Annotated in this window: 15 protein-coding genes and 1 tRNA gene; 13 read left to right on the top strand and 3 right to left on the bottom strand. The window is 65.6% G+C overall.

Translation table 11 applies throughout. From position 1 onward, the window contains the following. Positions 1-218: 218 nt before the first annotated feature. From aceA to ACWA7K_RS11070, 12 genes are all read left to right on the top strand, one after another. Complete coding sequence (aceA, locus tag ACWA7K_RS11125; RefSeq protein WP_456168511.1) at positions 219-1,535, top strand: isocitrate lyase; 1,317 nt, start codon at positions 219-221, stop codon at positions 1,533-1,535. 236 nt (positions 1,536-1,771) lie between these two features. Continuing rightward, positions 1,772-3,691 (top strand): threonine--tRNA ligase, encoded by a 1,920-nt coding sequence (thrS, locus tag ACWA7K_RS11120; protein WP_456168509.1) that lies wholly within the window; start codon positions 1,772-1,774, stop codon positions 3,689-3,691. 97 nt (positions 3,692-3,788) lie between these two features. After that, on the top strand, positions 3,789-4,313 hold the full coding sequence (gene infC / locus ACWA7K_RS11115) for a translation initiation factor IF-3 (RefSeq protein ID WP_305749229.1): 525 nt from the start codon (positions 3,789-3,791) through the stop codon (positions 4,311-4,313). A 116-nt stretch (positions 4,314-4,429) separates the two neighbouring features. After that, positions 4,430-4,633 carry a 50S ribosomal protein L35 gene (gene rpmI / locus ACWA7K_RS11110; protein WP_009517525.1) on the top strand — a complete coding sequence of 68 codons (204 nt, stop codon included), beginning with the start codon at positions 4,430-4,432 and terminating at the stop codon, positions 4,631-4,633. A gap of 27 nt (positions 4,634-4,660) precedes the next feature. Next, positions 4,661-5,017, top strand: coding sequence for a 50S ribosomal protein L20 (gene rplT, locus ACWA7K_RS11105; RefSeq protein ID WP_456168506.1), 357 nt, complete (start codon positions 4,661-4,663; stop codon positions 5,015-5,017). Between the two features lie 133 nt (positions 5,018-5,150). Continuing rightward, positions 5,151-6,194, top strand: coding sequence for a phenylalanine--tRNA ligase subunit alpha (gene pheS, locus ACWA7K_RS11100; protein WP_456168504.1), 1,044 nt, complete (start codon positions 5,151-5,153; stop codon positions 6,192-6,194). A gap of 48 nt (positions 6,195-6,242) precedes the next feature. Then, the gene (gene pheT, locus ACWA7K_RS11095) at positions 6,243-8,693 is read left to right on the top strand and encodes a phenylalanine--tRNA ligase subunit beta (protein ID WP_456168502.1); all 2,451 of its coding nucleotides are present in this window, start codon (positions 6,243-6,245) and stop codon (positions 8,691-8,693) included. Positions 8,694-8,717: 24 nt separating this feature from the next. Then, complete coding sequence (locus tag ACWA7K_RS11090; RefSeq protein WP_456168500.1) at positions 8,718-9,083, top strand: integration host factor subunit alpha; 366 nt, start codon at positions 8,718-8,720, stop codon at positions 9,081-9,083. A 34-nt stretch (positions 9,084-9,117) separates the two neighbouring features. Next, the gene (locus ACWA7K_RS11085) at positions 9,118-9,636 is read left to right on the top strand and encodes a MerR family transcriptional regulator (RefSeq protein ID WP_456168498.1); all 519 of its coding nucleotides are present in this window, start codon (positions 9,118-9,120) and stop codon (positions 9,634-9,636) included. An 89-nt stretch (positions 9,637-9,725) separates the two neighbouring features. After that, positions 9,726-9,802 (top strand) — tRNA-Pro (locus tag ACWA7K_RS11080). A 239-nt stretch (positions 9,803-10,041) separates the two neighbouring features. Next, positions 10,042-11,877, top strand: coding sequence for a DEAD/DEAH box helicase (locus tag ACWA7K_RS11075; protein ID WP_456168496.1), 1,836 nt, complete (start codon positions 10,042-10,044; stop codon positions 11,875-11,877). 623 nt (positions 11,878-12,500) lie between these two features. After that, the gene (locus ACWA7K_RS11070) at positions 12,501-13,508 is read left to right on the top strand and encodes a hypothetical protein (RefSeq protein ID WP_456210106.1); all 1,008 of its coding nucleotides are present in this window, start codon (positions 12,501-12,503) and stop codon (positions 13,506-13,508) included. A 595-nt stretch (positions 13,509-14,103) separates the two neighbouring features. Here the strand turns inward: ACWA7K_RS11070 and ACWA7K_RS11065 are convergent. Beyond that, positions 14,104-15,726, bottom strand: coding sequence for a hypothetical protein (locus ACWA7K_RS11065; RefSeq protein ID WP_456168492.1), 1,623 nt, complete (start codon positions 15,724-15,726; stop codon positions 14,104-14,106). Between the two features lie 671 nt (positions 15,727-16,397). On the opposite strand from ACWA7K_RS11065, the gene ACWA7K_RS11060 reads away from it, so the two are divergent. Beyond that, positions 16,398-17,789 carry an L-serine ammonia-lyase gene (locus tag ACWA7K_RS11060; protein WP_456168490.1) on the top strand — a complete coding sequence of 464 codons (1,392 nt, stop codon included), beginning with the start codon at positions 16,398-16,400 and terminating at the stop codon, positions 17,787-17,789. Between the two features lie 13 nt (positions 17,790-17,802). On the opposite strand, the gene ACWA7K_RS11055 is transcribed toward ACWA7K_RS11060, so the two are convergent. Together ACWA7K_RS11055 and ACWA7K_RS11050 are read right to left on the bottom strand one after the other, a co-directional pair. Beyond that, on the bottom strand, positions 17,803-18,432 hold the full coding sequence (locus tag ACWA7K_RS11055) for a tRNA-uridine aminocarboxypropyltransferase (protein WP_456168488.1): 630 nt from the start codon (positions 18,430-18,432) through the stop codon (positions 17,803-17,805). 21 nt (positions 18,433-18,453) lie between these two features. Next, positions 18,454-19,677 (bottom strand): cytochrome-c peroxidase, encoded by a 1,224-nt coding sequence (locus ACWA7K_RS11050; RefSeq protein WP_456168486.1) that lies wholly within the window; start codon positions 19,675-19,677, stop codon positions 18,454-18,456. Positions 19,678-19,702: the final 25 nt, after the last annotated feature.

The following is a 19,702-nucleotide window of genomic DNA, read 5'->3' as shown; positions in this document are numbered from 1 at the left end:
GTGAAAGCGCGCCATGCTGCGCCGCCGCAAAATCTTCCGCCACGAGAAAACCTGTCCCGCATCGTAAAAAATCAAACGCAAGCTGTTGATTTCATTGAATTCATGACATGTGTCTTATATAAGACATAAGTCTTGTCGAAAGGGGCCGCTGCTCGTTAAGCTGAGAGCCATCGAGTCACCCCCTTTCTCCTTTCCTGTCACTTGAACCGGAGCATCCGATGAGCCAACCGACCCGCCAGCAACAGATCGACGCGCTGATCACCGACTGGGAACAGAACCCCCGTTGGGCGACCGTCAAGCGCGGCTACAGCGCCGCCGACGTGGTCCGCCTGCGTGGCAGCCTGCAGCCCGAGTACACGCTCGCCAAGCGTGGTGCCGAGAAGCTGTGGGATCTCGTCAACGGCGGCGCCAAGAAGGGCTACGTCAACGCCTTCGGCGCGATCACCGCCGGCCAGGCGATGCAGCAGGCCAAGGCCGGCCTGGAAGCGGTCTACCTGTCGGGCTGGCAGGTGGCGGCTGACGGCAACACCTCCGAGACCATGTACCCCGACCAGTCGCTGTACGCGTACGACTCGGTGCCGACGATGGTCCGCCGCATCAACAACACCTTCAAGCGCGCCGACGAGATCCAGTGGTCGCGTGGCATCGAGCCGGGCAACAAGGACTTCGTCGACTACTTCCTGCCGATCGTGGCTGACGCGGAAGCCGGCTTCGGCGGCGTGCTGAACGCCTTCGAGCTGATGAAGAACATGATCGCCTCGGGCGCCGCCGGCGTTCACTTCGAGGACCAGCTCGCCGCGGTCAAGAAGTGCGGCCACATGGGTGGCAAGGTGCTGGTGCCGACGCAGGAAGCGATCGAGAAGCTGATCGCCGCGCGCTTCGCCGCCGACGTGATGGGCGTGCCCACCATCGTGCTGGCCCGCACCGACGCGGAAGCCGCCAACCTGATCACCAGCAACCACGACGCCAACGACCAGCCCTTCCTGACCGGTGAGCGCACCCAGGAAGGCTTCTACCGCGTCAAGAACGGCCTGGAGCAGGCCATCAGCCGGGGCGTCGCCTACGCGCCCTACGCCGACCTGGTGTGGTGCGAGACCGGCGTGCCCGACATCGGCTTCGCCCGCGAGTTCGCGCAGGCCGTGCACGCCGCCTGCCCGGGCAAGCTGCTGAGCTACAACTGCTCGCCGTCGTTCAACTGGAAGAAGAACCTGGACGACAAGCAGATCGCGCGCTTCCAGGAAGACCTCTCGGCGCTGGGCTACAAGTACCAGTTCATCACCCTCGCGGGCATCCACATCAACTGGTACAACACCTTCCAGTTCGCCCACGCCTATGCCCGCGGCGAAGGCATGAAGCACTACGTCGAGCAGGTGCAGGAACAGGAATTCGCCGCCCGCGAGAAGGGCTACACCTTCGTGTCGCACCAGCAGGAAGTCGGCGCCGGCTACTTCGACGACGTCACCACCGTGATCCAGGGCGGCTCGTCCAGCGTCAAGGCGCTGACCGGCTCGACCGAGGAAGAGCAGTTCCACTGAACTGAGCGGGTCCGTTGACCGCAGGCCCAGGGCGATCCCCTGGGCTTTCTGCTTAGAATCGCCGGTTTTCGGACACGACAAGGAACGGGGAAAGGCACCATGGTTATGACACCGCGAACGTCGAACAGCGGCCCCACCCGGGCCTGATCGCCGGTCGCCGTCCGCAACCCCCCTCTCCCCCTCGAGAAAGCGCGGCGACCCCGCGCTTTTTTCTTGTCGCACACGGAGTTTTCCAGATGGTCTCGATCCAATTGCCCGACGGCTCGCGCCGCGAATTCGACGGCCCGGTCACGGTGGCCGAGGTGGCCGCGTCGATCGGCGCCGGCCTGGCCAAGGCCGCTCTTGGCGGGCGCGTCGGCAGCGGCGAGGCCGCCAGGCTGGTCGACCTGAGCCATCGCATCGAGGCCGACACGGCGCTGGCGATCGTCACCGCCAAGGACACCGACGGGCTGGAGTTGATCCGCCATTCGACCGCCCACCTGCTGGCCTATGCCGTCAAGGAGCTGTTCCCGGAGGCGCAGGTCACGATCGGCCCGACCATCGAGCACGGCTTCTATTACGACTTCTCGTACAAGCGCCCGTTCACGCCCGAGGATCTGGCCGCGATCGAGAAGAAGATGACCGAGCTGGCCGCCAAGGACGAGCCGGTCACCCGGCGCGTGCTGCCGCGCGACGAGGCGGTCGCCTACTTCAAGTCGATCGGCGAGGCCTACAAGGCCGAGATCATCGCCAGCATCCCGGCCGGCGAGGACGTCTCGCTCTACACCGAAGGCAAGTTCACCGACCTGTGCCGCGGCCCGCACGTGCCCAGCACCGGCAAGCTGAAGTTCTTCAAGCTGATGAAGGTGGCCGGCGCCTACTGGCGCGGCGACCACCGCAACGAGATGCTGCAGCGTGTCTACGGCACCGCCTGGGCCAGCAAGGACGACCTGCAGAAGTACCTGACGATGCTGGAGGAGGCCGAGAAGCGCGACCACCGCAAGCTCGGCCGCGAACTCGACCTGTTCCACATCGACGAGCACTCGCCCGGCACCGTGTTCTGGCACCCCAAGGGCTGGACGCTGTGGCAGGAGGTCGAGCAGTACATGCGCCGCGTCTACCGCGACAACGGCTACCTGGAGGTCAAGGGTCCGCAGATCCTCGACCAGGGCCTGTGGGAGAAGACCGGCCACTGGGACAAGTACCGCGAGAACATGTTCGTGACCGAGTCGGAGAAGCGCGACTACGCGCTCAAGCCGATGAACTGCCCCGGCCACATCCTGATCTACAAGCAGGGCATCAAGAGCTACCGCGACCTGCCGCTGCGCTTCGGCGAGTTCGGCCAGTGCCACCGCAACGAGCCGACCGGCGGCCTGCACGGGATCATGCGGGTGCGCGCCTTCACGCAGGACGACGGCCACATCTTCTGCACCGAGGACCAGATCCAGTCCGAGGTGATCGCCTTCACGACGCTGCTGCAGAAGGTCTACCGCCACTTCGGCTTCACCGACATCATCTACAAGCTGTCGACCCGGCCCGAGAAGCGCATCGGCAGCGAGGAAAGCTGGGACCGCGCCGAGACCGCGCTGGCCGAGGGCCTGAAGGCGTCCGGCTGCGACTTCGAGTACCTGCCGGGCGAGGGCGCGTTCTACGGTCCGAAGATCGAGTACACGCTGAAGGACGCGCTGGGCCGGCCCTGGCAGTGCGGCACGATCCAGGTCGACCCCAACCTGCCCGAGCGGCTCGACGCCGAGTTCGTCGGCGAGGACGGCGCCCGTCACCGGCCCATCATGCTGCACCGCGCGATCGTCGGCAGCCTCGAGCGCTTCATCGGCATCCTGATCGAGCAGCACGCCGGCGCACTGCCGACCTGGCTGTCGCCGGTTCAGGTCAGCGTCATGAACATCACCGACGGACAGGCCGATTACGCCCGGGAAGTGGCCGGAGCGCTGCAGAAACAAGGGCTTAGGGTCACGTTGGACCTGCGCAACGAAAAGATCACGTATAAAATCCGCGAGCATTCCTTGCAAAAGGTGCCTTACCTGATCGTTGTCGGTGACAAGGAGAGGGAAGCAGGCACCGTTGCAGTGCGCGCCAGAGGCAACCAGGACCTCGGTGTGATGGCCCTGGCGGCCTTCTCCCAGAAGATCTCGGCCGAACTCAACCCGGAGCAGTGATACCGGGTCGAGCCATCGGCTTGGTTGACGGCGCATTCATCAACTTGGGCGCAAGCCCCGAAGGAAACGAACCATCGCTACTTTTCTTGACCGCCGGATGCCCAACGTCGAGCGCAAGCATCGGCTGAACCGCGAGATCACTGCCCTGGAGGTCCGTCTGAACGGACCGGAGAACGAGCCGCTGGGCATCGTCAGCATCCAGGAAGCCTTGCGACTGTCGGCCGAAGCCGATGTTGATCTGGTCGAGATTGCTGCCACGGCGAACCCGCCCGTCTGTCGTCTGATGGACTACGGCAAGTTCAAGTACCAGGAGCAGAAGAAGGCGGCAGAGGCCAAGGCCAAGCAGCACGTCATCGACATCAAGGAAGTCAAGTTCCGTCCGGGCACGGACGAGGGCGACTACCAGATCAAGATGCGCAACCTGCGCCGCTTCCTCGAAGAAGGCGACAAGGGCAAGGTCACCCTGCGCTTCCGCGGTCGGGAAATCACGCACCAGGACATCGGCATGCGCCTGCTCGAGCGGATCCGCGACGAGCTGACCGACGTGAGCCTGGTCGAGAACATGCCCAAGCTCGAAGGCCGCCAGATGATCATGGTCCTGGCGCCCAAGAAGAAGAAGTGATCGATTGAGATGAGGTCGTTGCGGTTTGGTCGCCGCAGCGTCCCAGTGCCCGTAGGCAACCAAGACCGCGGAGATGTTTCGCGGCGCCTCACGGGAACAACCCAGAAGGAGCAGTCATGCCCAAGATGAAGACCAAGAGCAGCGCGAAGAAGCGTTTTCGCGTTCGTCCGGGTGGCACCGTCAAGCGCGGTCAGGCGTTCAAGCGCCACATCCTGACCAAGAAGACCACCAAGAACAAGCGCCACCTGCGCGGAGCCGTCAACGTTCATGAGACCAACATGGGTCACATGGCGCAGATGCTGCCGTTCGCCGGTCTGTAATCCACCACGCACTGAAGGAGTCAACACATGCCTCGCGTCAAACGTGGTGTTACCGCCCGCGCTCGTCACAAGAAGGTCCTCGCCCTGGCCAAGGGCTATCGCGGTCGTCGCAAGAACGTCTATCGCATCGCCAAGCAGGCGGTGATGAAGGCGGGCCAGTACGCCTACCGTGACCGCCGTGCCAAGAAGCGCGAATTCCGTCGCCTCTGGATCGCGCGCATCAACGCCGCCAGCCGTGCCCTGGGCCTGACCTACAGCCGCTTCATGGCGGGTCTGAAGAAGGCGCAGATCGGCATCGACCGCAAGGTCCTGTCGGACATGGCCATCAACGATCCGGCTGCCTTCGGCAGCATCGTCGACAAGGTGAAGGCCCAGCTCGCCTGAGCCTGACAGCATGGCGCCGGCTCCGGTCGGCGCCCTGTGCCTCGCACCCCAAGGCCGACCCCGCGTTCGGCCTTTTTTGTGTCCGCCGCCGATCGGTGGCGGGCACAAGACCCATCCAGCTGACCCGTCCGTGATGAACGATCTCGATACCCTGGTCCAGGCCGCCGAGGCGGATTTCGCCGCTGCCGGCACGCCGGCGCAACTCGAGGACGCCAAGGCGCGTTTCCTCGGCAAGACCGGTCGCGTGACCGAGCTGCTCAAGGGCATGGCCGCGCTGTCGCCCGAGGACAAGAAGACCCGCGGCGCCGCGATCAACGAGACCAAGCAGCGCATCGAGTCCGCGCTGACTGCCCGCCGCCAGGCGCTTGCCGAAGCCGAGATGCAGGCGCAGCTCAAGGCCGAGTCGCTCGACGTCAGCCTGCCCGGCCGCCAGCGTGGCAGCGGTGGTCTGCACCCCGTGTCGCGCACGATGGAGCGCATCGAGCAGATCTTCGCGTCGATGGGCTTCGACGTCGCCGACGGCCCGGAGATCGAGACCGACTGGCACAGCTTCACCGCGCTGAACAACCCGGAGAACCATCCGGCGCGTTCGATGCAGGACACCTTCTACGTCGACATGAACGACGAGGCCGGCCGCCCGCTGTGCCTGCGCCCGCACACCTCGCCGATGCAGGTGCGCTACTCGCGCCAGCACGCCGCCCGCCACGCCGGCGTCGAGCCGATGCCCGAGATCCGCGTCATCGCGCCGGGCCGCACCTACCGGGTCGACAGCGACGCGACCCACTCGCCGATGTTCCACCAGTGCGAAGGCCTGTGGATCGGCGAGAACGTGTCGTTCAAGGACCTCAAGGCCGTCTTCACCGACTTCTTCCGGACCTTCTTCGAGACCGACGACCTCGAGCTGCGCTTCCGGCCGTCCTTCTTCCCGTTCACCGAGCCGTCCGCCGAGGTCGACATCGCCTTCTCGAGCGGGCCGCTGAAGGGCCGCTGGCTGGAAGTCGCCGGCTCCGGCCAGGTCCACCCGAACGTGGTGCGCAACTTCGGCCTCGACCCGGAACGCCACATCGGCTTCGCCTTCGGCATGGGTCCGGACCGCCTGACCATGCTGCGCTACGGCGTCAACGACCTGCGCCTGTTCTTCGAAGGCGACCTGCGTTTCCTGTCGCAGTTCCAGTGAAGCCTCGCGTCCGCGCCGTCCCACCGATCACCGTCGTCTCCTGAAGCCATGCAATTCCCAGAATCCTGGTTGCGCGAGTTCTGCAACCCCGCCCTCGACAGCGACGGCCTCGCCCGCCTGCTGACCATGTCCGGCATGGAGGTCGAGGAGCAGCAGCGTGCCGCCCCGCCGTTCAGCCGCATCGTCGTGGCCGAGATCGTCACCGCCGAGCAGCATCCCAACGCCGACCGCCTGCGCGTGTGCACCGTCGATGCGGGCGCGCACAGCCAGGACGGCCCGCTGCAGATCGTCTGCGGTGCGCCCAACGCGCGGGTGGGCATCCGCGTGCCGCTGGCGCTGGTCGGTGCCGAACTGCCGCCCGGCGACGACGGCAAGCCCTTCGTGATCAAGCTCGGCAAGCTGCGCGGCGTCGAGAGCCAGGGCATGTTGTGTTCGGCCCGCGAGCTCAAGCTGTCCGACGACCACGGCGGCCTGCTGGAACTGCCGGCCGACACGCCGATCGGCGCCGACATCCGCCAGGTCCTGAACCTCGACGACACGCTGTTCACGCTCAAGCTCACACCCAACCTCGGCCACGGCCTGAGCGTCTACGGCATCGCCCGCGAGGTCTCCGCGCTGACCGGCACGGCGCTGGCCAGGCCGGTGTTCGCGCCGGCGAACGTCACCACCGACGACCGCCTGCCGGTGCGCATCGAGGCCGACGACCTGTGCGGCCGCTTCTCCGGCCGCGTCATCCGCGGCATCGACCCGAAGGCCAAGACGCCGGCGTGGATGGTCGAACGCCTGGCCCGCTGCGGCCAGCGCCCGGTCAGCGCGCTGGTCGACATCTCGAACTACGTGATGTTCGAGTTCGGCCGGCCCAGCCACATCTTCGACCGCGACAAGATCCAGGGTGGCCTGGTGGTGCGCTGGGGCCGCGAGGGCGAGACGCTCAAGCTGCTCAACGGCAACACCGTCACGCTCGACGCCCAGGTCGGTGTCATCGTCGACGAACACGGCGGCACGCAGACCGTCGAATCGCTGGCCGGCATCATGGGCGGCGACGCCACGGCGGTCGGCGACGAGACCCGCAACGTCTACGTCGAGGCCGCCTTCTGGTGGCCCGAGGCGGTCGCCGGCCGTTCGCGCCGCTACAACTTCTCGACCGATGCGGGCCACCGCTTCGAGCGTGGCGTCGACCCGGCGCTGACGGTCGAGCACATCGAGCGCATCACCGCGCTGATCGTGCAGATCTGCGGCACCGCCGACACCCGCATCGGCCCGATCGACGACCAGACCACCCGGCTGCCCGAGCGTCGCCCGGTGGCGCTGCGGGTCGACCGCGCTGCCAAGGTGATCGGCATGCCGGTGACGCAGGCGCAGTGCGCGCAGGTGTTCGAGCGCCTCGGCCTGGCCTTCGAGTCCGCGCCCGGCGTGATGACCGTGACGCCGCCGAGCTGGCGTTTCGACCTGCAGATCGAGGAAGACCTGATAGAGGAAGTGATCCGCGTGATCGGCTTCGACCAGCTGCCGCTGACGCCGCCGAACGCCCCGGTCACCGCCCGCGTGCGCACCGAGGACCGCCGCAGCCCGCATGCGGTGCGTCGCGCCGCCGCCGCGCTGGGTTACCAGGAAACGATCAACTTCAGCTTCGTCGAGGCGCGCTGGGAACACGAACTGGCCGGCAACGCCGACCCGATCCGCCTGCTCAACCCGATCGCCGCGCCGCTGTCGGTGATGCGTTCGAGCCTGCTCGGCAGCCTGGTGCAGGTGCTGCGCCACAACCTCTCGCGCCGGTCGCCGCGCGTGCGCGTGTTCGAGTTCGGCCGTGTCTTCCGCCGCGACCCGTCGGTGCAGGGCAGCGAACAGGACGTCGCCGGCGTTGACCAGCCGCTGCGGGTCGCCGGCCTGGCCTGGGGCCCCGTCGACGAACAGCAGTGGGGCGCCAAGGAACGCGCGGTCGACTTCTACGACGTCAAGGGTGATGTCGAAGCCCTGCTGGCCCCGCTGCAGCCGCGTTTCGAGGCGGCCGAACACCCGGCGATGCACCCGGGCCGCTGCGCCCGCGTCGTGCTCGACGGCGTCGTCATCGGCCATGTCGGTGAACTGCACCCGCGCTGGCGTCAGGCCTACGAGCTGCCGAGCGCCCCGGTGCTGTTCGAGCTGGACGCCGCCGCGCTGCTGCGCCGTCCCGTGCCCGCCTACGTGCCGGTCGCCCGCCAGCAGGCCGTGACGCGCGACCTGGCGCTGATCGTCGGCGAGAGCGTCAGCCACGACGCGCTGATCGACACCATCCTGGCCGCGCCGACCGACGGTCTGGTGCGCGCCGCGCGCCTGTTCGACGTCTACCGCCCGGCGGCCGGCGTGGCCGGCTTCGCGGCGGGCGAACGCAGCCTGGCGGTCCGCCTGGAACTGCTGGACGACGCCGCCCCGCTGACCGATGCCCGCAGCGACGCCGCCATACAGGCCGTCGTCGACACCGTCGCCAACCGCCTGGGCGCACGCCTGCGCGGTGCCTGATCCTGACCGAGAGCGCACAACGACATGGCCGACACCCCTGAACAGGCGCAGTCCCTGGACCGCGTGATCTCGCTCGAGACGCCGACGCTGACCAAGGCCGAGCTGGCCGACCTGCTGTTCGAGCGGCTCGGGCTGAACAAGCGCGAGTCCAAGGACATGGTCGAGGCCTACTTCAAGTTCGTCCACGACGCGCTGGTCAGCGGCGAGGACGTGAAGCTGTCGGGCTTCGGCAACTTCCAGGTCCGTCGCAAGGCGCCTCGTCCCGGGCGCAACCCGCGCACCGGCGAGGCGATCCCGATCCGCGCCCGCAAGGTGGTCACGTTTCACGCCAGCCACAAACTCAAGGCGATCGTGCAAGGCGAGGCACCGCCGCCTGGAGAGTTCGAGTAAAGTCTTGCGAGACTCCTGAATCCCATTGATTTCAATGGAAAATTCGCTCCCAGACATCCCGCCCAAGCGCTACTTCACCATCGGTGAGGTCAGCGAGCTTTGTGGCGTCAAGCCGTACGTGCTGCGCTACTGGGAACAGGAGTTCACCCAGCTGCGCCCGATGAAGCGCCGGGGCAACCGGCGCTACTACCAGCACCACGAGGTGCTGCTGATCCGCCGGATCCGCGACCTGCTCTACGAACAGGGCTTCACCATCAGCGGCGCCCGCAACCGCCTGATCGAACTGGGCGCGGTGGCCGCACCGGGTGCGTCGCTGCCGATGGGCGCCTCCGGTCCGGCCGACGATCCGTCCCACGACGATCTCGACCTGCACGCGCCGATGATCGGCATGCCGCCGCTGCCGTCTGCACCGCGCGCCCCCCAATACGCCAGCGCCGCGCTGTCGATGCCTCCGGCCGAGGCCGCCACCACGGTCGTCCTGCCCGACGCCCCACGCCTGTCGCTGCGCGAGGAACTGCTGTCCATCCGCAGCCTGCTCGACCTGGACGACTGAACCGCGTCTCGTCCCGCGACGAGATCGAGGAAAGTTCGCCAGGAGTCTGGACAGACACAAGTCCCCTGACATATACTTTTTGGCTCAGTCGGGGTGTAGCGCAGCCTGGTAGCGCACTTGCATGGGGTGCAAGGGGTCGCGAGTTCGAATCCCGCCACCCCGACCAAAGAAATCAACGGGTTAGCTCTCACAAGGAGCTAGCCCGTTTTGATTTGTGGCGCTGAAAAGCAGGCCATCTGGCGATTCCAGGCGAGCATCAGCGACCCCGCTTGAGACGCCTTCGGAAATGGCCCTCCCGAAACCGCCGCCGCACGGCACGGAAGTCGTCAAACTGGATGACGAAGTTCGCGAAGCGCTCAAGCGTTCGCGCCTGGCGGCCCGATCCGGCAAATCTAAGATCGGGCGATGGCCACCCTCATCCCCGCGCTCTCGGCCTGTGCCTCCCGGATGACCTCCGGCGAGCGCCGGTTTGCCGAGCGACTGGAGCAGAAGCTCGACGACGACTACCTGCTCTGGTACGACGTCCCCGTCGGCCCGAAGCAGTCCCACCCCGATTTCGTGATCCTCCACCCGCGTCGCGGCGTGCTGATCCTGGAGACCAAGGACTGGCGGCTGGAGACCATCCACAAGGCCAGCCGCCAAGCCTGGGAGATCGTCCCCGACGGCCAGGTGAAGGTGGTGATCAACCCGCTGGCCCAGGCGCGGCATTGCGCCATCCAGGTGGTCAACGCGCTGGAGCGCGACCCGCAGCTGATCCAGCCGTCCGGCCCGCACCAGGGCAAGCTGGCCTTCCCCTGGGGACACGGCGTCGTGCTGACCCGCATCACCCGCAAGCAGTTCGAGGCCGCCGGGCTGGACCAGGCGATCGCGCCCGAGCTGGTGATCTGCTCCGACGAGATGCTCGAATCCGCCGAGCCCGAGGCCTTCCAGCAGCGCCTCTGGCAGATGTTCGCCCACGCCTTCGGCGGCGTGATGAGCCTGCCGCAGCTCGACCGGGTGCGCTGGATCATGTTCCCCGAGGTCCGCGTGCCGACGCAGGACAGCCTGTTCGACGACGACGACCCCGCCGCCGAGCTGCCCAGCGTCATGCGCGTCATGGACCTGCAGCAGGAACAGCTCGCCCGCAGCCTGGGCGACGGCCACCGGGTCATCCACGGCGTCGCCGGCTCGGGCAAGACCATGATCCTGGCCTACCGCGCCGAGTACCTGGCGCGGACCTTCACGCCCACGTCCAAGCCCATCCTCGTGCTCTGCTTCAACGAGCCGCTCGCCACCCAGCTGGACGCCACCTTCGCCGCCAAGGGCCTGGCCGACCGCGTGCACGCCCGCAACTTCCACAAGTGGTGCCGCCAGCAGCTGGTCGCGTTCGGTCAGGCCCTGCCGGCGCAGGGGCCGGGCATGTTCGAGGAGATGGTCGACGGCGTGATCCGCGCGGTCGAACGGCGGCAGATCCCATCCGGCCAGTACCAGGCCGTGCTGATCGACGAGGGCCACGACTTCCGCCCCGAGTGGCTCAAGCTCGTCACGCAGATGGTCGACCCCAGCACCAACAGCCTGCTGCTGCTCTACGACGACGCGCAGAGCATCTACGAACGCCGCACGTCACGGCAGTTCAGCTTCAAGAGCGTGGGCATCCAGGCCCAGGGGCGCACGACGATCCTCAAGATCAACTACCGCAACACGAAGCAGATCCTGAAGGTCGCCAGCATGGTCGCCGCCGACCTGCTGACCGCCGAGGACCGCGACGACGACGGCGTGCCGCTGGTCAAGCCGATCAGCTACGGCCGCGAGGGCGACGAGCCGGTCGTCATCCGCCTGCCGACCTTGCGCGACGAGGCCTGGGCCATCGCCGACCACCTGCACGCCGCCCACCAGGAAGGCCACGCCTGGGGCGACATGGCCATCCTCTGCCGCGACTACCCGACGATGGACGCCTGCGCCGCCGCGCTGCGCGGCAAGGGCGTGCCGATGCAGGTCCGCAAGAAGTCCGGCGACTTCCGGCCGAACCACGATTCGGTGAAGGTCATGACCATGAAGGTCAGCAAGGGCCTGGAGTTCCCGGTCGTCGCGCTGTCCGGTGTCGGGCTGATGCCGGTGAATGGAGAGGACGAGCGTGAGGAGGCTCGGCTGTTCTACGTCGCGGCGACGCGGGCGACGCAGCGGCTGGTGATCGGGGTGAGTGGGCGAGGGGGGTTTGTGGAGAGGCTGGCGGAGCGGGGGAGGGGTGTTGAGGCGGGCTGAGGCGAGGGGATCGGGTGCGGCTTGCGGGGGGTGTGGTGTAGTTGATTGGCGTTTGGGTTTGTGGTTGAGGGATATGGGGGGCGGTGGATGACTGCAACAGACTGAGTCCAGCCGTTCACGCCGCGCCACTTGAGCGGCGGCGCCGATGGGAAGCAGTCATTCAGGCACGGTGTCGTCGACCGGCCGGTGCACTGCTGTCAGCAGTCACTCGATTGCGTCGGATCCAGTTCCACACCATCGACTTGAACTCCTCACTATGCCTGTGTCGGCGCCTCCGGCCTATCAGATCGACGCCACAAGTGTTCATCTGTCCGCTTCCTTCCACACTGAAAAATACTCACTTCGGCGAGCGGATCGGGTCAACCTGTATTCACTAGGTGCGTACCCATCACCGAGCCGCACGGTGGTGGATGAGTGGGCGTTCACGGGAGTATTCGGCAGCCTGGTATTGGTAAAAATTGCTGTCGAAGCAAATCAAGTGCCGCTGTAAGCGTCAGCAGAACAAATTTCCATTTTCATGACTCAGTCGACGTCGATGAGCGACGGTCAACGTTGCTTCGACTATGTCGTGCTAAAATTATTGGTCAACTTTGCTGCATCGCGGCGCTTGAGGTTTTGCGTGAATGCGGGCTAAACAAATGAATATGATACGAAAGATCAAGCTAAAAGCTCTTCAAGCAAAAGCCAATCTTGCAAGCGCCCTCGCAAAGCCGCAGCCATTCACAAAGGAGCAGTTCTTGCGCGATTGTGCTGACGACTCCTTGATAGTCGAAGCTGTCAACGGAATGATCAAGCCTGCACGATTCGCCACCTCGATTGTTGATGAGTCGAGTGTTTTGGCTGAGGTCGCCAAGGTCCCTGGTGACGATTACTACTATGCCAAGCTTAGCAGACCGGCTTTGTTGGTGCCTTGCTTTGAATTTCTTGAGCCCGGAATTGAGGTATACATTAAGCGGCATAACGTAATGCTTGATGTGGACCGGGATCTTTTCCACAGAATGAGCATGACCTGCGCCATCTTTATGGCGCACTGGCACGAAGCAGCGCATGTTGTATGCGGTCACCTGAACTATAAGGAGAAGAACGGCAAGCTGCCTATACCGGACTGGACTGAGAAGTTCGCGTCGTTTGAGCCTTGGTTCGACCCTAAGCTCCATCCGCTGCTACCAGAGAGAACCATGGAGATTGACGCTGACATACACGGCGCCCAGTTCGCGCTTGGCCATGTCATGCATTCAAGCGAAATTTTTAGGAAGGTGCGGCGCGAGACATATCTGCAGGCTTTCGCAGTCGGTGTCAGAGGACTGTTTGAATATCTTACTTGGGGAGAGTCGCATGAAACACCAGACGCGACCAAACCTCACCCCGCGCCCATCACTCGGGCTTACATCGCCATCACGCACGCTGTGGCCCGGTTGGACAAGATGGCAGATCTGAACCCCAGCGACATTGATCGGCTCCAAAAACTTGCGCAGGCCGTTTTGTTGGATTTTGAAATTCACGCACTCGGAATGACTGTTAATCCTGATCTTTTGAAGGCAGCTCAGGAAACAGAACTTGAACTTTGGTCCCGTCGCTATAAGGAGTTCGTTCCTTTTCGGCCAAAATTTGCGATCCGCAAGACTGCGTGACGGTGATTGGTGAGGCCGAGGTCGACGTCCCCAAGGGGAATGTGGCTCGTTCACGTATTACCAGTGCACCGTCGTCATATATGATCGCCTTGGCAGTGTCAGTTTTTCTGCGCCGCTTTTACCTGCACCGGTCTTCGTACGCAACTCCCGGTACAGGGCCGAAATGCAGATGCCGCGTACATAGATTCGAACTGCTCTTTCGGACGTTGGAGACTGCGATTTGAAGGCTGATTGATTCCCGCGCTTCCATTCGCCAATCATGTCGAACGCTGACGGACTTCAATCGGAAGTCAATTTCGTCGAAGATGTCTGCCGTGGGTCGGTAGGGCCGGTTCGTCCTGTCGGGCTATGGACGATCAGGTGACTTACCACCCTCTGGGTCGGCAACTACCGCTGCACCTCCCGAACCGGTCAGCGAGACGGCATCGGGCGGATCTCGTCAATGAAGGTGATGGATTTGCGACCGTGAGTTGGGCGCCCGCCGGTGCCCGGCAGCAACAGACTGGGGCCGGTCATTCGCTCCGAGAAGGCGAACGTCGCGGGCCGCCAGAACCGGCCTTTCGACCGCTGCGGCTAGCTGCGCCAAGATGAGTGCTCAACGAGCCGCGGCCAGGGCCGCATCAAGTTCCGCCTCAAAGCGTCCTAAGTGCCCCCTGAGCACATGGTCTTGATCAGCGAAACACTGCTGCAGAACAGATAGCTGCTCATGTGTTTCCCGAAATTCATACGGCTCAATCAAGTGACGTCGCAGAACTGTTGCCAGCGGTTCAAGGTGCCGGAGTTGCTCCAGATCCCGCAAGGCAGATAGAGCGACGCCAAAGAGTTCAGACTTTAGGCGCCATGTCACGCGAGACGAAGCGAGTATCGGGTGCAGGACCCGACCGACGGCCTCGGCTGCCTCGAAAGCAATGAACACGTGGTCACCGTCGAGCTGGTCGGCGCTTACCCGTTGCCCGGGAGCCGTGAGGACGACGGCCTCTCTGACCCAGGTCACCGTCGTCTCAACCACCTCATACAACAGATAAGCGAGGGGCGTTGGAAACTCATGCGTCTCGTCGTCGGGTCGAATCTCCCGGGCCCGGTCTACTAGGCGACCTGCAAAGTGGGGCATGTAGTGAAGCCATAGATGGTCGGGGAGTCTTTGGTGCAAGCCCTCGAGGACCATGACTCTGAAGAACCAAAGGCCCGTATGGACCGGGTCGGTGTGCTTACCGACCTCGTCAAAGGTCAGTGGACGACCATTGAGCCTCCTTTCGAGTACGTCGTCACCTTCTATGCGTGCGAGGACAGCCTCTCCAACAGACCGATACACACCCAAGCGACCCGCAACCTGTGCATCGACGAAGTAGAACCGAAGCAATCTGTTCTCCGTCGGTAGGTGCAGGCGGCGTCCGCGCCCCTCGTGGTTATCGTTGTTCTTGATCTCGCTATAGAAGATGCTGGCATCGTTGGCGAGCAGTGCTCGGAAGAACTCGTCCTGGAAACCTTCCTCGAGGCGAACGGCCGCCTCCATCACTTCGATGCAGAGGAAAGGTCGAGCGGCCGCCAGTTGCGCGACGAGGCGACGTGACGAAAGTAGCCGCCGCACGACGCTACTTGCGCGGTGTTGCACACGTCGCGAAGGACCGACGAGGTCAGCAAACCACTCTCGTAAACTGAACCACTGGACCGGCAACCACTTCGTAGGACCACCTGTGCCGAACGTGATGGTTCCGTCCTCCCCAAACAGCACTTGGAAGTTCGGGCGCGCAGGTCTAATAAAGTCGGCAACCTGGCTGCGTACCGTTCTAGCTTGCGCAAGGTCCAGCGCTGAGCGCAGGTGTCGCTGCAGCAAGTCCGAGAGCTCCTCATGCTTACCTGAGTGGAGCAGTGCCGTGGTCAACTCGTCGAACAGCCCGATGTTCCAGCGCGTGAGCTTGGTTCTGCTGGAGCGCCAATAGACGAAGGCCGCCAGCAACAGGAACAGCGAGTACTGCGTTGCGCTCTTGTCAAATCCCCATAGCCACGGGCCTAGATGAGGGAAGCCGAGTTGCTTCAGAACGGGCTCGAAGAAGAACCCATGGATGGTCAGTAGCACTGTCCATACAACAAGCCAGTCGAACCATGTGAGACTGAGCCGGAAGCTGAGCCTTGCGGTGCTTGGCACTACGGCCCAGACGGCGGCTATCAGACCCAGCATGGTGAGCAATGCGCTCGTGTCGATACCTGAAGAGTTCATCGAGCCTTACACGGGTGCGGCACAAAAGCCGGGTTAGCCTGGCTGCCCTGATCGGGCAGGCTCAAGAAAAGAGCGTACGCGTAGGGCAGGCGCTCCGGGATTCGGTGAGGGTTGGGCGGACAACTGGGACGCGCCAGTAGGCGCTAGTCGCTGCGCGTGAGAAGGCGGGCTATGCCCGGATGACTTTATATCGTGTTCTCATCCTCTCCGTACTCACCAGCCCGCCTTGCGAAGCTCGCCTTCCAGTCTGGCGCCTTCTTGCTGTTCGGTCACGACGCGACGCTTAATGACGACAGTATTCGCGGGATCTCGGTGCACCGGATCTGCATCTGGCGGGGCACTCTCCTCAATGTCCAATCTAACGCAGTCACCGAACATCCGTGTTGTAGGCATGACCGACAGCAACCGCTGCACAACGCCCTTTCCCCCAATCATCAACGCCCGCCCCCTCCACTCCGAATAACCAATTCCCAAGCCTCCCCCTCACTTCACCGCCCAAGCCCTTCACCCCACTCCCCCAGCCTCCGGCCGATACCCCGAAACTCGCCCCCCGCGCCAGTCTCACCCACCGCCCCCTGCTGGTTAACACCCTCCACCACCCGCCATCGATCGCGCTGCAATGCCGCTTCAGAGCGACAACCAGCCGTCCCGCCAACGAGACGCAAACCGACATGGCCGTCTCCGTCTTCGACATCTTCAAGATCGGCATCGGCCCGAGCAGCTCGCACACGGTCGGGCCGATGCGGGCGGCGGCGTTGTTTGCAGGGGCCTTGGCGGCGGGGGAACAGCTGTCGGCCACGACCCGCGTGCGCTGTGAGCTTTATGGGTCGCTGGGGGCCACCGGCAAGGGGCACGGCACCGACAAGGCGGTGGTGCTGGGGCTGGAAGGGCATGAGCCCGATCGCATCGATCCGGACCAGATCACGCCCCGGCTGGCGCAGATCCGGGCCGAGGGCCGCATCCTGCTGGCCGGGCGTCATCCGGTCGCCTTTGACGAGAAGGCCGACCTGCTGTTCCTGAGGCGCGAGACGCTGGACTTTCATCCCAATGGGATGCGGCTGACCGCCTTCGATGCGGCCGATCGGGTGCTGCTGCAGAAGACCTATTACTCGGTCGGCGGCGGCTTCGTCGTCAACCATGATGATCAAGGCCAGCCGCACCTGGGCGCTGACAAGCGACCGCTGGCGCTGCCCTTTCACAGTGGTGCCGAGCTGCTGCAACGTTGCCGCGAGAGTGGCCTGTCGATTGCCGGCGTGATGGCCCGCAACGAGACGGCCTGGCGCGACGAAAGCTCGATGCGATCGGGCCTGTTGACGATCTGGCAGGCGATGCAGGGCTGCGTGAAACGGGGTTGTGCGACCGAGGGCGTGCTGCCCGGCGGCTTCAAGGTGAAACGCCGTGCGGCCGAGCTGCATCGCCAGCTGTGCGCGCATCCGGAGGCTGCGCTGCGCGACCCGCTGCAGGTGCTGGACTGGGTCAACCTGTACGCGCTGGCGGTCAACGAGGAGAACGCCGCCGGTGGCCGCGTCGTCACCGCGCCGACCAACGGTGCGGCCGGCATCGTGCCCGCCGTGCTGCACTACTACGTCCGTTTCCTGGGCGGCCCGGGGCTGGCGAAGACCGAGGACGGCGTCGTCGACTTCCTGCTGACGGCCGGCGCCATCGCGATCCTCTACAAGGAGAACGCGTCGATCAGCGGTGCCGAAGTGGGCTGCCAGGGCGAGGTCGGCGTGGCCTGCTCGATGGCTGCCGCGGCCTTGTGCGCCGTCATGGGCGGCACGCCCGAGCAGGTCGAGAACGCCGCCGAGATCGGCATGGAGCACCACCTGGGCCTGACCTGCGACCCGGTCGGCGGGCTGGTGCAGATCCCCTGCATCGAGCGCAACGCCATTGCCTCGGTGCAGGCGATCAACGCGGCGCGCATGGCGCTGCGCGGCGACGGCACGCACCACGTCAGCCTGGACAAGGTCATCAAGACCATGCGCGAGACCGGCGCGGACATGAAGACGAAGTACAAGGAAACGTCGCGCGGCGGCCTGGCCGTCAACGTCGTGGAGTGCTGAAGGGCCGGTCGCCTCAAGCGGCGGGCGGCACCGGCATCCGGCGTGCCGCGACGGCCGCGACGAAGTCCTCGAAGGCGTCGAGCAGCGGCCCGGCGTCGAAGGACGGGCCGTCGAGCATCGCCAGCGCCTGGGCCGTCGCCTCCAGCGTCGAGACCTGATCGGGCCGGCGCGCCGCCCGGATCGCCCGGTAGCGGGTCGGTGGCGGCGCATCCAGCGACAGGCGGGGCAGGGCGGCCAGGGCCGGGTGTTCGAGCAGCATGCGCAGGCTCTTGCGCCAGGTCGCGTCGATCACGACCAGCCGGACCGGGCGTGCGGGTGTGATCGGCGGTGAAGGCGGCGATGGTGCCGCGCTCACGTCCGGATAAAGCAGCCGCGTGTCCTGCCCCGGGCGGTGCAGCAGGGCCTGCAGCGCGGCCGGCTCGAAGCGCTCGCTGACGACCACCTCGCAGCGCGCCAGCGACAGCCGCAGCAGCGCCACGCTGTTCTTGGCCTGACGCTGTTCCTGCGGGTGCTGCAGCACCAGCACCTCGGTGCGGTGATCGGTCGGGCGCACCAGCGCGCACAGGCAGGTGGCTTGCGGACGCAGGCAGCGCGCGCAGGTCAGGCGGGACGGGGCCGGGGCAAGGCGGGGCGGTGCGTTCACGCCGGCATGGTCGCATGACGCCTAGGGCGTGTAGCCGTCGCTCAGCGTGCGCAGGAAGGCGGTCAGGTCCAGGACATCCTGGGCGCTCAGGCGCGGCGGCTGGCCCGGCCGCAGGCCGAACGGGGGCTGCTGGTCGACGTTGGCGCGGTAGGCCGTCGGCAGGTCGTTGAACATGTCGACGGCACCGTTGACGAGCGGATACCAGCGCGCCGGATCGATGTCGCGGGTGGCATAGAACGACACCGCGTCCTGCAGCGTCGTGACCGCGCCGTTGTGGAAGTAGGGCGCGGTCAGCGCGACGTTGCGCAGCGTGGGCACCTTGAACTTGCCGCACAGGTCGGTGCGGGCGGACAGGTCGGTCCGCAGCGGGCCGCACAGGCCCAGGTCGAAGAAGGTCGGGTCGGCGGTGGCGACGCTGTGATTGCGCGGCACGCCGAGCGCGAAGTAGCCGAAGTTGGTGAACAGCGCGCGCGTCTGGCCGGCTGGCGGCGTGCTGCTGTGGCAGCGGCTGCAATTGCCTTTCTGCGGGTCGTTGAAAAGGCCGAGCCCGCGTGATTCCTGGGCGGTGAAGGCGGCGCGGCCGTCCTGCACCGCGTCGAACTTGCTGGTGTAGGGCTGGTAGTCCGGGTCGCCCGCCTGGTAGGACTGCAAGGCCTGCTGCAGCGCCTGCAGGGCCTGCGCGTCGCTGGCGCTGGCGTCCAGCGCCGAGGCGGCCTGCAGTTGCGGCCAGGACGCCAGCGTGCGCAAGCGCGCGACCAGCGCCGTGGTGTCGGCGTGGGCCATCTCGTTGGCGGCCAGCAGCGGGCCCAGGGCCTGCGCGGCGCGGTTGTCGGCCCTGCCGTCCCAGGTGTAGCCGCCGGACGGCCGGCCCTGGCCGTCGAACGCGAACGGGCGGTTGCTGTTGAGGTAGCCGAGCGTGGCCGAGCTGCGCAGCCCCTGACGGTCCAGCGCCGGTCCGCCCATCGGCAGGAAGACGCCGTCGGCATCGGCATGGCCGCGGCTCTGCACGTGGCAGCTGGCGCAGGCCAGGTTGCCGGCGGCCGACAGGCGCGGGTCGTGGAAGAGCTGGTCGCCCACGGCCACGCGTGCGGCTTCGGCCACGGCATCGGCGCTGGCGTCGGGCGACGGGGTGGTCGTGCTGGCCGAGCCGCCGCCGCAGGCCGACAACAGGGTCAGGGCCGACAGCAGCGTGGCCAGCAGGCTCGCCGGCACCAGCAGGGAACGGAGGGTTCGATGGGGCGTCATGGGTGGGCGTCGAAAGCGGGGAAGT

The organism is Leptothrix mechoopdaensis (SeqCode) (genome assembly GCF_053893855.1).
This window is presented reverse-complemented; position numbering and strand designations above follow the sequence as displayed.